The following is a 14,339-nucleotide window of genomic DNA, read 5'->3' as shown; positions in this document are numbered from 1 at the left end:
GGAGAGGAGAGAGCAAAATGGCAGAAAATATCATTATGCCCAAGCTGGGAATGGCAATGGTGGAAGGTACGGTTATCGCCTGGAAGAAGCGCGAGGGAGAGGCGGTAAAAAAAGGCGAGGGCATCGTCGACATCAGCTCGGAAAAAATTGAAATGGAAGTAGAGGCCGCTGCAGACGGCGTGCTGTTGAAAATCGAGGTTCCCGAGGGTGGCGTGGTCCCCTACGGCACCGTGCTTGGAGTGATCGGACAGCCAGGGGAACGGGCAGGGACGGCCTCTGTCACCGCGTCGGCAAAAGCGACTGCCGAGTCGGCCGCTGCGCTGGCGGCTTCGGATGAGCAGCGGACAAAAGCAGGAGCGCCAGCGGCAACAACTGCAACTGCCGTACTGGATCGTCCGCGGGATGGGATCAAAATCTCGCCTGTAGCGCGCAAGATGGCAGAAGAAGCGGGCATTGACTACACAAAGCTGACGGGCACAGGGCCGCAGGGCAGAATCACCAAAGAAGACGTGGAGCGCTTCATTCAGGCTGGCGGGGAAAAAGAGACGAATGCGGCGGCACAAGTTGCTGGCGTGCAAACGAGCGTTGCACCTGTCGCGGGCAGCAGCGACCATGCGGCAGCGGCCGTGAACACAGCCGAAAAGCAGCCTGAGCGCATTCTTGTCTCCGGCATGCGCAAAGTCATTGCCGAGCGGATGTACCAGAGCCTGCAGCAAAGCGCCCAACTGACGATCACGATGCAGGCGGACATTACCGAGCTTTTGCAACTGAAGGAAAAGCTCTCGCCAGAAATGGAGCGCCGCTACCAGCTCAAGCTGTCCGTTACCGATTTGATTGCCAGGGCGGTCGTTCTGTCGCTTTTGCGGCACAAGCAGATGAACAGCGCGTATGTGGAAGACCGGATCGAGCTGTACGAAGAGGTTCATCTCGGAATAGCCGTCGCGCTGGAAAAAGGTCTGGTCGTCCCCGTCATTCGCCAGGCCGAGCAGAAGACGCTTGCCGAGCTGTCCAGCCAACTGAAATCCGTCAGCGCACGGGCAAGACAAAATCAGCTTGCGCCGGAAGAAATGAAAGGCTCTACCTTTACGATCACCAACCTGGGCAGCTATGGCGTAGACACCTTTACACCTGTGCTGAATCCGCCGGAAGCCGGGATATTGGGCGTAGGCGCGGCGAAGGACACGCCTGTATTTGTCGGCGACGAGCTGCAACGCCGCAGCATATTGCCGCTCTCCCTGACATTTGACCATCGGGTGCTCGACGGCGCTCCGGCTGCGGCGTTTTTGGCGACAGTCCGGTCTTACCTGGAAGAACCGCACAGCCTGCTGGTCTAGGGAGGGAAGGGCATGTACGATATCGCGATTATCGGCGGAGGACCAGCGGGCTACGTGGCGGCAATTACGGCGGCGCGTGCCGGAAAGCAGGTTGTGCTGATCGAACAAAAGGAGCTGGGCGGCACCTGCCTGAACGAAGGTTGCATGCCGACCAAAGCGCTGCTGGAGTGCGCGGACACATATCAGCACGTCTTGCATGCAGGACGCTTCGGCATCGAAAGCCCTGTGGACCAGACGCGAGTCCAATGGGAGAAAGTGCACGCCTACAAGCAGGGCATCGTTCAAAAGTTGACTGGCGGCGTGCAGTACTTGATGAAGCGCAATCAGGTGCAGGTCATGCGAGGACGCGCGACGTTTCAAAACGAGCGCTCTTTGCGGGTAGAGACGGCAGACGGCACGAGCAGCGTAGAGGCAGAGAAATTTATTGTAGCGACCGGGGCGGAGCCAATCGCCCTTCCTTTTGCTCCATTCGACGGGGAGTGGATTTTGAACAGCAGTCACTGCCTGTCATTGGAAAAGGCTCCGCCCGTGCTGCTCATCGTGGGCGGGGGAGTGATCGGCTGCGAATTTGCTTCCGTTTACAGCAGAATGGGCAGCCAGGTCGTCATGGTGGAGCTGGCGGAGCAACTATTGCCGGGAGAAGACGCTGACATCGCGGCATTTCTGGAGCGCAGCCTGAAGCAGGAGGGCGTGCAGTTGCATCTGGGGAGCAGCGTGGAAGCACTGGATCGCACGGGCAGGCTGGCGCGCATCCGTACTCCGGAGGGGGTAAAGGAACTCAAGGCAGATGCCGTCCTGGTAGCGATCGGAAGAAAGCCGCGTCTGGACGGACTTTCGCTCGATCGAGCCGGGGTAAAAGCGACAGCGCGCGGGATCGAGGTAAACGAGCGCTTGCAGACGAGCCAGCCGCATATTTATGTCGCAGGTGATGCGCGCGGAACGATTCAGCTTGCCCACGTAGCTTTTCACGAAGGCGAGACTGCTGCTCGCAACGCATGCGGCGAGGAAGCCATGCTCAACCTGCGCGCTGTGCCTCGTTGCATTTATACATCGCCGGAGGTGGCTTCCGTCGGATTGACGGAGCGTCAGGCCAGAGAGCAATACGCAGGGCTGCTCGTCGGCGAGTTTTCTTTTTCGGCCAACGGCAAGGCGATGATTTTGCAGGAAGCCGCAGGCAAAGTAAAAGTGCTGGTGGAGCCGGCGTACCACGAGATCGTCGGCGTGACGTTGGTGGGGCCGCTGGCAACAGAGCTGATCGGGCAGGCGGCGCTTCTTTTGCATGCCGAAATGACGGCAGATGCCATGGAGAACTTTATCGCTCCGCATCCTACGCTTTCAGAGGCGCTGAACGAGGCGGTTCGCGGGGCATTGGGACATGCGATTCACGGATAGCGGAACAAAAGTCGATGACTGCAAGCGATGCAAAAATGTGAAACAGATAGCCCTCCACCGAGCCAAGGGAGGGCTATCTGTTTTTTATCGAGAAGAAGCAGCGTCAGTTGGTCGTGCTTGGCAGCAAGATGGTAAACCTCACGCGTTTTCCCCTGTTTTCTGCGTGTACTTCTCCATTATGGAATTGGATGATTTTTTTCGTGATGAATAACCCAAGTCCGAATTTTCCGTTCATCCCTTTGTAAAAATGGTTGAACAACTGATCTAGCTGTTCAGCTTCGATCGGGGGACCGTCGTTTTCCAGGATGATTTCCACGAGTTCTTTTTCTTGGACGAGAACGCGGTTCACCGATATCCAGATAGAAGATTTGGCAAAGCGCATATTGTTTTCCAAAATGTTCTCCAGTGCTACCGTAAGCTCTTCCTCGTTTCCCCAGACAAACACAGTTTTCAACTGGTTGTGAATGACGATATTGTTTTGCACCAGTAAAAATCTCTCGATGAGATTGTGAACAATTGCTTGGACGTTCGTGGGCTTACATTCACTTTTTCTTTCTAATATATAGTCGAGACTGTTGAGGTACAGCAGTTTTTCTACCTTTTTTTCGAGATGCTTCGCTTCTTTAATAATGACAGCAACCGTCTCGTCAAAAGAGTCGTTCAAATAGATTCGATCCAAAAGCGCCTGGGAATAGCTGTGGATGACCATGATAGGTGTTTTCAAATCATGGGAAACGCTTTGTAAAAAAATTTCTTCCTCCATCTCCATTTTCTTGAGCGATTCTTGCATCATGTTAATAGAGGAAGCCAGTTTGCCGAATTCGTCTCCGCGATTTAGATCAATCGGTTCTTCCCACTCCTTGTTTGCAATTTTGCGAACCTTCTTTTCCAAGTAGCGCAATGGCTCGGTAATTTTATTCGAGATAAACTTGGCTATGCAGATGTTGATGATAGAGAGTATGACGAGAAGCCGAACGAGATTGATTAGGACATCGACCGAGACATATGTGACGAGTACAACCGTGATGATCCCCGTAATAAAAGTGAGAAAAGCGGTCATGATTACCCATATTTGGAGTCCAAACGGTTTGTCTCTCATCCATTCACCAGCCTATACCTGTAACCGTAGCCATAGACAGTTTCTATGGACAGCTTTGGCATTTTTTTCGTATGCGCCGCACAGTATCGTCGACTACACGATCAGAGCCATAATAGTTTTTGTCCCACAATCGTTCCAAAATTTGTTCCCGAGAGAACACACGATTTGGATGGTCAATGAAAAACAGCAATAGCTCAAACTCCTTGCTGGTCAGGGATATGGAAACACCTTCGTGATGAATGGTGTGGTTTTCGCGGTGAATGGTATAGTCGTTTATTTTGTTTATAGCGTGCCGATGAGGCTTTGTGCCGTTTTTGCGTTCCAGCAGCTTTTGCGTTTTCAAGATCAGTTCTCGCGGTAAAAATGGTTTGGAGATGTAGTCGTCGCAGCCTAGTTCCAGACCGACAACCCGGTCGATTTCCTGGTTTTTGGCAGAGATAAAGATCACAGGAATATCCGGGTGGATTGCTTTGATCTCTTTGAATAAGGTGTATCCGGTCGTATCGGGCAGCATAATGTCCAAGATCCAGAGGTCAGGTGTCTCCCGGATTTTTTGCTGGGCACAGAAGCCGTCCAGAAATGCTTCCACGGTATAGCCTGCGTTTTCCAGATACTTCTGCAAGATGGAGTTTAAATCCTGATTATCTTCAACTAAAAAGACGGTGTACGCCATCTGCAAAAACTCCCCCTCACGATGTAATACATACTATTATACCGGAATGGAGCAAACCTCTGAATTCAAGAGAATCCAGAGGTTGAAAAAGAGAAGCGAGCTACAGAACCTTGTTCAGGAACTCCCGTGTTCTTTCTTGTTGGGTGTGGAAAAACATCTGTTCAGGCGTGCCTTCTTCTACAACAATTCCTTGATCCATAAACAGGATTCGATCAGCTACCTCTTTGGCAAAACCCATTTCGTGTGTGACGATCACCATCGTCATTCCTTCCTGGGCCAAGTCTTTCATCACTTGCAAAACCTCCCCGACCATTTCGGGATCGAGTGCTGATGTAGGCTCATCAAACAGCATGATTTCCGGCTCCATAGCCAAAGCTCTTGCAATCGCCACCCTTTGCTGCTGACCGCCAGACAGATTTCGCGGGTAGACATCTGCTTTTTCTAGAAGACCTACTTTCGCAAGCAGGGCTTTTCCTTTTTCAACGGCAGATGCTGTACTGTATTTTTTGATCTTAATCAGGCCCAGCGTAATGTTTTCCAATGATGTTTTGTGTGGGAAGAGATTAAATTGCTGAAATACCATTCCGGCTTTTTGCCGAAGGGCGTTAATATTTGTTTGCTTATCCATAATGTTGATCCCGTCGATGATGATCTCACCGGCTGTAGGTTCTTCAAGAAGATTCATGCATCGGAGAAAAGTAGACTTGCCGGAGCCCGAGGGGCCGATGACACATACGACCTCTTTGCGTTTGATATGGGCGTTGATGTTCTTGAGTACATGGAGATTCCCGAATGATTTTGCCAACTGATTCACCTGAATCATCGTGCCGCCAACCTCCTTTCCAGCCAATGGGAGAACCATGTGAGCACATAGATCAGAACCCAGTAAATGACGGCAACTGTACCTAAAAACTCGAAAGCTTTGAAGTTTACCGCATAAATTGTCTGAGCCGTGAATGTAAGCTCCGCAATTCCGATGGTGGCAAGCAGTGACGTATCTTTAATGCTGATAATGAACTGGTTGACGATTGCGGGGATCATTCGCTTGATTGCTTGCGGCATGATAATGTATGCCATTGTTTGGCCATGGGTAAAGCCGATGGCTCGGCCTGCCTCCATTTGGCCCTTGTCGATGGATTCTATGCCGGCGCGAAATATTTCTACCAAATACGCCCCTGCATTAAGACTGAGAACGAAGATGCCGGCAGACACCGCATCGGTAGCTCGTCCAAACAGTAGTGGAAACACGCCGAAGTAAAAGAAAATAACTTGTACATACAGCGGGGTGCCCCGAATGATGCTTACATAGACTTTCGCAATCATTTGTAGCGACTTTCGCTTCGATACACGCAAGAGGCCGAAGAAAAGTCCGAGAACAGTGGCAAAAAGCAAAGAAAGAAAAGCTACTTTTATCGTATTCTCAAGCCCTTTCAGCAAAAGGGGAGATGCGTCTGCAATCAGGTTTAATGTGTCCATGCTTCGCTTCCTTTCCTGAAAGAAATAAGGTGCAATCTGCACCCGTTAGTTTGAACCGAAGTATTTATCGTATAATTTTTGATACTCGCCGTTTTCTTTCATTTCTTTCAGGTGTTTGTTGAATTTTTCCAGAATGTCTTCTTTTCCTTTTGCAATGGCGATCCCGTATTCTTCACCTGTCAATTTGTCTCCAACGATTTTCAAGTTGGTAGCTGTTCCGGATTTGATTTTATTGGCGACAAAAGGGAAGTCGTTAATCAGCACATCGGAGCCTCCCGCTTCCACGTCCATATAGAGTGTGGCTTCATCTTCCAAAATCTTTACTTTGGCGCCTTTTTCTTTGGCGAGCTCGTTTGCTTTTTCAAGTCCGGATGTTCCTTGTTTGGCGACGATTGTCTTGTCCTTCAAGTCATCGACGGAGTTGATCGGGCTATCTTTTTTCACTACCATCACAAGGCCGGAATCAAAATAGGGGTCGGTAAAATTCGTCACTGCCTTACGATCGTCACGAATGGTGATTGAAGCTGCAGCGCCATCAACCTGTTTCGCTTGCAAGGCAGGGATAATTCCGTTGAATTTCATCTCTTTCCACTCTACTTTGAGGTTTTCTTTCGCAGCGAGTGACTCAACGAGTTCAATATCAAATCCGGTCAGTTTGCCGGAGCTGTCTCGGGAACTGAAAGCGCCTCCATCTGGAGCGACGGCAAAAATGAGAGTATTGTTTGCGCTGCCCCCGGTCTCTTGGGCTCCGCACCCTACCAATCCAATGGCTGTCAAACAGCTTACTACGAAAGAAATCCAATGTTTACGACGAAGCATAAAAACCCTCCTCTTTGAAAAAAGATACGTACTTTGTGCCTATATCATAAAAAAATAATGTAAAATAAATTTCAAAGAAATGTGTGAAAATTCGTGAAAGGTTTGGTCGTCTTGATAGAGAAAATGGCAAACTCCATCGTCAACATCCTTTGGGATATCCCCATGCCTTTTGCTATTCTTTTCGCGGGCTTCTTTTTTACGGTGGATAATCGGTTTTTTCAGCTTCGTCAGCTTTTGCATATATTTCGCCACATTTGGGGCTCCACTCGCCAAAAAACGGAAAAAACAAGCCAACGAGGAGGACTGCCTTCTTACATCGCCGGAAATATTGCCCTTGGCTGTCTGGTAGGGGTTGGATGTATAGGCGGGGTGGCTACAGCCATCTCCATCGGCGGTCCGGGAGCGGTATTTTGGATGTGGGTTGCCTCCGCAGTCGGGATGATTATCAAAATGGTAGAAGTAACTTTATCCGTCTATTACAGAACGAGAGACGAGGATGGGCAATTCATCGGGGGGGCGACTGTTTACATCGAAAAAGGTATCGGTGAAGAAATGAATGTAAAAAATTGGATGTTTCTGGTCGTGTTGTTTGTGATTGGCATGATCGCGCCCATTTTTCTCTCGATCCAAAACTACGTGGCTTCCGTCGCTATCAGCACCACGTTTCATATGAACATTCTTGGCGTATCCTTTTTGTTTGCGCTTTTGGTTTATTTCATCATTGTGCGCGGCATTCCGTATTTGGCAAGGATATTTTTATTCATAGTGCCGTTCATGATCGTGGCTTATCTTGCTTTAGGTTTCCTGATTATTTTGATGAACGTGGAAAAAGTCATCCCGACCCTGGAATTGATTATTCGGCACGCCTTTTATGGCTCGGCCGCCATCGGTGGTTTCACGGGAGCAACCTTGGCCCAGGTCATTACGATCGGGGTATCCCAGGCAGTGTACACCAGCGAATTCGGCTGGGGCACTACACCGATTGTTCATTCGACGGCCAATGTCGACCATCCGGTAAAGCAAGGGCTGTGGGGTGGTTTTGAGGTGTTTTTTACAAGCATTGTGATTTGTGGAATTACGGCTTTCGTGGTGATTTTGTCTGATGATTGGGTTTCCGGACGAACGGGGATTGAACTGGCTTTGCATTCGTTTGAACAAACATTGGGGTTAGCGGGCAAATACATGGTGACGGTCATCATTTTCTTGTTTGCACTAACGTCGGCAAGCGGCTGGTATGTGAGCAGGGAAATAATGGTAAAACACCTGCTGAATAAAAAGAAGGTCGCTAAAAAACATGTACTGAAATATTTGAAGATATTTTGCGCATTTCCCGAATTTCTCTTTGTCGTCTATGTCGTCACTTTTCACTTTCCCGACAAGGATGTATGGTTGATGACAGGCATCATGACTGCTGTACCTACCTTTATCAACATATTTTTCCTGCTGGTTCTCAGCCATCAGTTTAAAAAGCTGTTGCAAGATTACAAAGCCAGATATTTGAACATCGGGCAGATTGACGAAGATGTCCGACTGTTTTATGAAGATAAGGGAATGGCCAGCGCTACAAAGACAATTGAGTGAGCGATCACATAATTTTTTGATTTTTCTCCAGAATTTTTCCCCTAAAATCGGTCACATAAGATCAGCAGATGAAGGAGAAATGGAATGTGACGAAGCCTCTCATTGGTTGTACAACCTATTACGTCAGTGCCTTTGAGGAAAGCAAACATCGATTTGTCATTGCCCAGGACCACTTTATGTCAGCGATAGACGATCCTGAGAGTATTCATCGTGCAGGCGGAATACCTGTACCGATTCCACTCATTGATGATGACAGTTATCTGGAGTCGCTATTGGATCGTCTCGATGGCCTGATGTTTATTGGCGGGAGCGACATTAGCCCAAGCTTCTACGGGCAGCCGTATAAAAAAGGTCTTGGTCAGATCAATCCGGCCAGGGACCAGTTTGAATGGAAGCTGCTGGACAAAGCGGTAAAAAGAAAGATGCCGATATTCGGGATATGTCGCGGACTTCAACTTCTGAATGTGTATTTTGGCGGGACGCTCGTGCAAGACATTGAGCGAGGCTATTCCACGGAGATCAACCACGCCGGGTATATAGGGCCAAAATCCAGTATTGCTCACAAGGTAAAGCTTTCAAAGGAGCATGTTCTTTATCGTTGTTTTGGCAAGGAGGAGCTGGACGTCAACAGCTTTCATCATCAGGTGATCGAAAGACTCGGAGAAGGTCTGGAAGCGATTGCAACCGCAGAGGATGGCATCATTGAGGCGATTGTACATCCGCAGTATCCATTTTTACTGGCTGTTCAGTGGCATCCCGAGATGATGTTTCAGACAGATGAGGAACAACTGAAGCTGTTTATGCTATTTATCGAGTCCGCCAAGAAGAGGCGAATAGACATGGATAACCTTTGTACCTCTGCCAACCGTTAAGAAATTGGGCGGCAAGACATGTATCCAACGGGCATTTGTGTTAAAATGAGCCGTAATTGGATGGAGGTATGAAATGCATGAGTAAATTGCCAAATTGCCCGAAATGTAATTCCGAGTACACGTACGAGGATGGAAGCATGCTGATCTGCCCGGAATGCAGCCACGAGTGGACACTGCAAGCAGAAGCCGAGGACAGCGGCGAAAAAGTAATCAAGGACGCGAACGGCAACATCCTGCAAGACGGCGATACCGTAACCGTCATCAAGGATCTGAAAGTAAAAGGGAGCTCGTCGGTTTTGAAAATCGGGACGAAGGTAAAAAACATTCGTCTGGTGGACGGCGACCACGATATCGACTGCAAGATCGACGGGTTCGGTGCGATGAAATTGAAGTCGGAGTTTGTGAAAAAGGTGTAGCAACGTCAGGCCAGCTTCTGTAGAGAGGCTGGTTTTTTTTCTCATCTTGCATACGCTTCCCTCAGACGGCAGACATATAACATATAAAAAGTGGTTGAGCAACATTTTCCGTTGCCAACCACTTTTTTCAATTGGAACGGTTAAGGAAAGACAGGACAACTTCGACACGTCCCCGCGCGATAAGGTAAAACTTTTTTCGCCGCCTGTCTCGCTTTCGTGGATGACTTGCGACGAACGTCTCCGTGTTGAACAGACGGGACAGGTCTTTCATGTTGTCTGAAGCAAGGAATAGGAGAAACGAATAATAAATAGAATTAAAAAGGAAATTTATTGATTTTTTTGGGAGTTTTGACATAAAAATAAAGTGAAGATATTTTGCAAAAATTTCCTTGGAGAGGGATGATGAATTTGAAGAAGGCTTTGAAAAAAACGTTGATTTTTACGTTCTTAGGAACAACTTTACTGACTGGACAAGCATTTGCAGCACCAGAGATTATGTTTACGAATAAGGACTCGAAAATAAATAGCGATTTTGACCGAAGAGGTGCAAAAAAATACGTTGAAAAGTATGCTGAACGACCTGGGAATAAAAAGTACGCGAATTATGGAAGTAACAGCGATGGTGGTGACTGCACAAACTTTGTTTCTCAAGTATTACATGAGGGTGGAGGTCTGGATTTCCATGGAAAAGTTGGTTATAATAGGAATACAAAGGATTGGTATTATTATGGCCCTAATGTTCCCAAAAATACAAATGATAAAAAATCCCGCACATCATCTTGGACTGGAGCTCATCAATTTAGAGAACACTGGGCAGTAGTTAATGGTTCCGGAGGAGAATTTGCGTATCAGGCCAAAAAGTACTCAGTCAAAGATGCACAAAAGAACTTTAGAGACATTTACAACGATTTGTATGAAGGTGATATTGTTCAGTATGTGAACAGTGCTGGAAGAACTGTTCATTCACAAGTAGTTCATCACTTTAAGGATGGGGAAGTGTATATGGCTCAGCATTCGTTAAATGACAGTGATTATACATGGGGGACAGACCTTCCGCTAAGTGAATGGCTCGATTATGGCGGAGCATATGTTGTAACAATAAAAATCAAGAAATAAAACACTAAAGGGGTGATACCATGTTTATACAGCGAACCAAAAAACTTATCGCTGCATCAATAGGCGGTCTTGCCATTTTAGGCGTTGCAAGTTTTTTGGGGTATCAAGCATATGCGAATGATGCATCCAAAACAGAAATGCTTAAGCAAATGGAAGAAGAGTATCAAAAGCTGGCCGAGCAAGATGATCCAAATGCGCCAAGTGAAGAAAGACAAAAAATAAAAGATCTGGGGTGGGAGATAGGCAAGCTGAAAAAAGAGCTGTACCCCGAAAACCCCGAGGATGTATTGGCACGTAAGCTAGCTGGTTTCAAAGAAATGACACTCATTCATGAATCAAGCTACAAAAACAGCGATGCAGATGCAAACGACCCCGAGGTAACGAAAATGTTAGCGCAAATCGAACAGCAGAAACAACTCGTTGCAAAATTTGAAGAGAAATTGGCTTCTTTAAAAAATAGAGCAAAGATGGCAAGGCAGTCTGAAGATGCCAAAGAAGAAGCAGAACAGTTGCTGGCACAATTTCAACAGGAAAAAGATGCAATCAGTACGCAAAGCGACCAATAAGGCTACATGTACGCGAAAAACAAAGGGCGTTGCTCACCAGGGCAGCGCCCTTTTCATGAGCAGTCCAGGTGGACAGGCCAAACATAAAATGACAGGCAGCGGCTCATGCTACTACTGGCAGCTTCCTTCCTGCTTATTTCCTTTTATGGTAGACTGTCATGGAAGTATCAGATGGCCCTCATTCCTCCAAAATTAGGTGGTACATGCATGCGTTCCATATGGCAGATTTACAAAACGGACTGGATCAACATATTCAAAGTACCGACGGGAATTTTCCTCATTGTCGCGATCATCTTGCTCCCATGCCTGTACGATTGGGTCAACATCAAGTCGGTCTGGGACCCGTACGCCAATACGCAAGGCGTAAAAGTGGCGGTAACGAGCGAGGACCAGGGCGCGACGGTCATGGACAAGCAGATCAACATCGGGGACGAGCTGCTAAAGAGCTTGCAGCACAACGATAAGCTGGGCTGGACCTTCGTGACGAAGGAGGAGGCCGAGCGCGGCGTGGATCGGGGGGATTACTACGCCAGCATCCTGATTCCGGCCGACTTTTCCGAGAAAATTACCGGGATCGTCAACGGCAGACTGGACAGGCCCGAAGTGATCTATACGGTCAACGAAAAAGTCAACGCCGTGGCTCCCAAAATCACCTCTTCCGGCGTCTCGGCCATCGCCAAGCAGATCAACGAAAGCTTCACGGAAGAGGTCAGCGAGGCTCTGCTGACAAAGCTGACGGAAATCGGTGTGAAGCTCGAGGAGCAACTGCCGACCATTCGCCGAATCGAGAGCGGTATTTTTGAACTGGAGAAAAAGCTGCCCGAGATTCATGCAGCGGGGCAAAAGGTGCTGGAGATTGAAAAGAAGCTGCCGGAAATTCACGAGAAGGCGCAAATCATCCCGGAAGTGGAAAAGCGCCTCCCGGAAATCAACCAGGCGGCCGATGCCGTGCTGAAAGTCCAGCAAAACTGGCCGCGAATCAACGAAGCCGCATCGGTTATCATCGGCATGGAAGACAAGCTGCCGACAATCGAGCAGGCGGTCGGGCGCATTGCCGAGCTCGATCAAAACTTCGGCAAAGTCGCAAGCGCGGTCACCACGGCCACAGAGAAGGCCAGTCAGGCAATTGAGATTGTTTCGGCGGCTCAAAACGCCCTGCCGCGCATTGCCGAGCTGACGGACAAAGGAGCCGATTTGGCCGATCAACTGAATCGGTTTTTTGCAACCCATGACGGCGCATGGGACACAATCGCGCCGCTGATTAAGCAAAATCTCCTGCTGGCCCAGCAAGCTGCCGATGCGCTTGCGCAGCTTACAGACAGGCTTTTGCAGCTCAATCCGGAGCGCTTGCCGACAGCAGAAGAGGTTCATGCCGTCCAGGACAGGCTGTCCCGAGTCGTGCGCGTGCTGGAACATACCGCAGCGCTGGCCGACAAGCTGAACGGCTACATCCCCGGACAGCCGCTGGACCGTTTGTCAGAGCGGCTGCACGGGCTCGAGGACAGGATGAATCGGCAAATCGAAATTCTCGGCACGATTGCAGACGCGCTGGAAAACGGGAAAAAGCCAGCGCGAGACTTGGTCGAGAGCCTGAACGAACTGTCGAAAAACACGAGCGCGGAACTGGGCGATATTCTCGGGCGCTACGATAGCGAAATCGTTCCGAAAATCGAGGAAGGCATTGAAAAGCTGAAGACGATCACGGGAACGTCCGCCGAGCTTTTGCACAAAGCGCAGGAAAAGCTCCCGGATATCGAGACGATTCTCAAGGAAACGAAGGCAGGTCTGGAGCTTGGCCTGGCAGAGCTGAAACGAATCGAGCAGGAGCTGCCGCAAATTCAGGCGCGGGTTCACGAGCTGGCGCAAACGCTGCAAGCGAAGTCGGACGCTTTTGCCAAAGCGATTCGCACGGCGGCTCCGTTCTTGAAGGAAAACTTGCCAGCCATCGGGCAAAAGCTCGACCAGGCGGCGGCATTCATTCGCAACGATTTGCCGCAGGCGGAAGCGGAACTTGTGAAGCTGGCTGATTTCGTGCGCAACAAGCTGCCGGAGGTGGAGAACGGCGTCCACAGAGTGGCGGCGCTGGTTCGCGACGATTTGCCCAAGCTGGAGAGCGCGATTTCGCAGGCGGCAGACAAGCTGAGAGAGGTAGAGGCGAACAACAACTTCGCCGATCTCGCCAAGCTTTTGCGCGGGGATATTCAAAAAGAGAGCGAATTTCTCGCCAGCCCGGTGCAGATCAAGGAAAACCGCAAATACCCGATCCCGAACTACGGCTCGGCGATGTCTCCTTTTTACGGCGTCCTGTCGCTATGGGTCGGGGCCACGCTGCTGATTTCCCTGCTCAAGCCGGATGCGGAAAATCCGGATGGCCGCTACAAGCCGTACCAGCTTTATTTGGGGCGTTTGGGCACGTTTGTGACGATCGGTCTGCTTCAGGCATTGTGCATTACGCTTGGAGACATTTACATTCTGGAAGCTTATGTTGCGGATAAAGTTCCGTTTGTGCTTTTCGCGATGCTCGTCAGCATGGTATTCGTCACGATCACGTACACGCTGCTGTCCGTATTCGGCAACGTGGGCAAAGGCATCGCGATCATTTTCATGGTGTTCCAGTTTTCCAGCTCGGGCGGGACGTTCCCGATCAGCATGACCGCTCCCTTTTTCCAGGCATTGAATCCGTTCATGCCGTTCACCTACGCGATCAGCTTGCTGCGGGAGGGCGTAGGCGGGGTGCTGTGGGAGACGGCGACCCGGGACATTCTCTTTCTGTTCGGCTTCATCGGAATCAGCCTGTTCATCGCGCTCGCCCTGAAGCGTCCGTTGAGCGGCCTGATTCAAAAATCGATGGAGAATGCCAAGAAGACAAAAATTATCGGGTAAGCCATCAGTAACCAGCCAATCATCGTTATTGGCTGGTTTTTTCGTGTGCGTTCAATCGGGTTACCCAATTTTTAGGAAAGAATCCAATTGTTAATTTTCTGAATCGGTGGTA

12 protein-coding genes and 1 pseudogene are annotated in these 14,339 nt (G+C 49.3%); 8 read left to right on the top strand and 5 right to left on the bottom strand.

The window, feature by feature from the left end:
- Positions 1-17: 17 nt before the first annotated feature.
- Both AC3WQH_RS13845 and lpdA read left to right on the top strand, forming a co-directional pair.
- The gene (locus AC3WQH_RS13845; RefSeq protein ID WP_310670520.1) at positions 18-1,334 is read left to right on the top strand and encodes a dihydrolipoamide acetyltransferase family protein; all 1,317 of its coding nucleotides are present in this window, start codon (positions 18-20) and stop codon (positions 1,332-1,334) included.
- 12 nt (positions 1,335-1,346) lie between these two features.
- Complete coding sequence (gene lpdA / locus AC3WQH_RS13840; protein ID WP_026557667.1) at positions 1,347-2,726, top strand: dihydrolipoyl dehydrogenase; 1,380 nt, start codon at positions 1,347-1,349, stop codon at positions 2,724-2,726.
- A gap of 103 nt (positions 2,727-2,829) precedes the next feature.
- On the opposite strand, the gene AC3WQH_RS13835 is transcribed toward lpdA, so the two are convergent.
- From AC3WQH_RS13835 to AC3WQH_RS13815, 5 genes and pseudogenes are all read right to left on the bottom strand, one after another.
- Positions 2,830-3,825, bottom strand: coding sequence for a sensor histidine kinase (locus AC3WQH_RS13835; RefSeq protein WP_122952400.1), 996 nt, complete (start codon positions 3,823-3,825; stop codon positions 2,830-2,832).
- Positions 3,822-4,498: pseudogene (locus tag AC3WQH_RS13830) on the bottom strand (response regulator transcription factor). Before AC3WQH_RS13830 ends, AC3WQH_RS13835 begins: the two are co-directional and overlap by 4 nt.
- A 100-nt stretch (positions 4,499-4,598) precedes the next feature.
- Positions 4,599-5,321, bottom strand: a complete 723-nt coding sequence (locus AC3WQH_RS13825) for an amino acid ABC transporter ATP-binding protein (protein WP_005826823.1) — start codon at positions 5,319-5,321, stop codon at positions 4,599-4,601.
- The gene (locus AC3WQH_RS13820; protein ID WP_007778144.1) at positions 5,318-5,974 is read right to left on the bottom strand and encodes an amino acid ABC transporter permease; all 657 of its coding nucleotides are present in this window, start codon (positions 5,972-5,974) and stop codon (positions 5,318-5,320) included. The genes AC3WQH_RS13825 and AC3WQH_RS13820 overlap by 4 nt, the downstream gene beginning before the upstream one ends.
- Positions 5,975-6,019: 45 nt before the next feature.
- Positions 6,020-6,793: a transporter substrate-binding domain-containing protein gene (locus tag AC3WQH_RS13815; protein ID WP_005826827.1), complete on the bottom strand. Its 774-nt coding sequence runs from the start codon at positions 6,791-6,793 to the stop codon at positions 6,020-6,022.
- A gap of 93 nt (positions 6,794-6,886) precedes the next feature.
- Between AC3WQH_RS13815 and AC3WQH_RS13810 the strand changes: the two genes are divergently transcribed.
- The 6 genes from AC3WQH_RS13810 (at position 6,887) to AC3WQH_RS13785 (ending at position 14,227) form a co-directional block, all read left to right on the top strand.
- Positions 6,887-8,374, top strand: a complete 1,488-nt coding sequence (locus AC3WQH_RS13810) for an alanine/glycine:cation symporter family protein (protein WP_286085948.1) — start codon at positions 6,887-6,889, stop codon at positions 8,372-8,374.
- Positions 8,375-8,460: 86 nt separating this feature from the next.
- The gene (locus AC3WQH_RS13805) at positions 8,461-9,246 is read left to right on the top strand and encodes a gamma-glutamyl-gamma-aminobutyrate hydrolase family protein (RefSeq protein WP_025846962.1); all 786 of its coding nucleotides are present in this window, start codon (positions 8,461-8,463) and stop codon (positions 9,244-9,246) included.
- A 77-nt stretch (positions 9,247-9,323) separates the two neighbouring features.
- Positions 9,324-9,662, top strand: a complete 339-nt coding sequence (locus AC3WQH_RS13800) for a zinc ribbon domain-containing protein YjdM (RefSeq protein ID WP_005826834.1) — start codon at positions 9,324-9,326, stop codon at positions 9,660-9,662.
- A 402-nt stretch (positions 9,663-10,064) separates the two neighbouring features.
- Positions 10,065-10,778: an amidase domain-containing protein gene (locus AC3WQH_RS13795; RefSeq protein WP_026557664.1), complete on the top strand. Its 714-nt coding sequence runs from the start codon at positions 10,065-10,067 to the stop codon at positions 10,776-10,778.
- Between the two features lie 20 nt (positions 10,779-10,798).
- Positions 10,799-11,344: a hypothetical protein gene (locus AC3WQH_RS13790; protein ID WP_005826838.1), complete on the top strand. Its 546-nt coding sequence runs from the start codon at positions 10,799-10,801 to the stop codon at positions 11,342-11,344.
- Positions 11,345-11,551: 207 nt separating this feature from the next.
- Positions 11,552-14,227, top strand: coding sequence for a YhgE/Pip family protein (locus tag AC3WQH_RS13785; protein WP_492332093.1), 2,676 nt, complete (start codon positions 11,552-11,554; stop codon positions 14,225-14,227).
- Positions 14,228-14,339: the final 112 nt, after the last annotated feature.

It is taken from the genome of Brevibacillus sp. FW301-21C12A (assembly GCF_058788915.1).
The sequence above is the reverse complement of the archived record's forward strand: the minus strand, read 5'-3'. Positions and strand labels throughout refer to the sequence as shown.

Excerpts from the sequence above, each read along its gene's own strand:
- AC3WQH_RS13845 (WP_310670520.1), top strand. The coding sequence starts at position 18 with ATGGCAGAAAATATCATTATGCCCAAGCTGGGAATGGCAATGGTGGAA.
- lpdA (WP_026557667.1), top strand. The coding sequence starts at position 1,347 with ATGTACGATATCGCGATTATCGGCGGAGGACCAGCGGGCTACGTGGCG.
- AC3WQH_RS13835 (WP_122952400.1), bottom strand. The coding sequence starts at position 3,825 with ATGAGAGACAAACCGTTTGGACTCCAAATATGGGTAATCATGACCGCT.
- AC3WQH_RS13825 (WP_005826823.1), bottom strand. The coding sequence starts at position 5,321 with ATGATTCAGGTGAATCAGTTGGCAAAATCATTCGGGAATCTCCATGTA.
- AC3WQH_RS13820 (WP_007778144.1), bottom strand. The coding sequence starts at position 5,974 with ATGGACACATTAAACCTGATTGCAGACGCATCTCCCCTTTTGCTGAAA.
- AC3WQH_RS13815 (WP_005826827.1), bottom strand. The coding sequence starts at position 6,793 with ATGCTTCGTCGTAAACATTGGATTTCTTTCGTAGTAAGCTGTTTGACA.
- AC3WQH_RS13800 (WP_005826834.1), top strand. The coding sequence starts at position 9,324 with ATGAGTAAATTGCCAAATTGCCCGAAATGTAATTCCGAGTACACGTAC.
- AC3WQH_RS13795 (WP_026557664.1), top strand. The coding sequence starts at position 10,065 with ATGAATTTGAAGAAGGCTTTGAAAAAAACGTTGATTTTTACGTTCTTA.
- AC3WQH_RS13790 (WP_005826838.1), top strand. The coding sequence starts at position 10,799 with ATGTTTATACAGCGAACCAAAAAACTTATCGCTGCATCAATAGGCGGT.
- AC3WQH_RS13785 (WP_492332093.1), top strand. The coding sequence starts at position 11,552 with ATGCGTTCCATATGGCAGATTTACAAAACGGACTGGATCAACATATTC.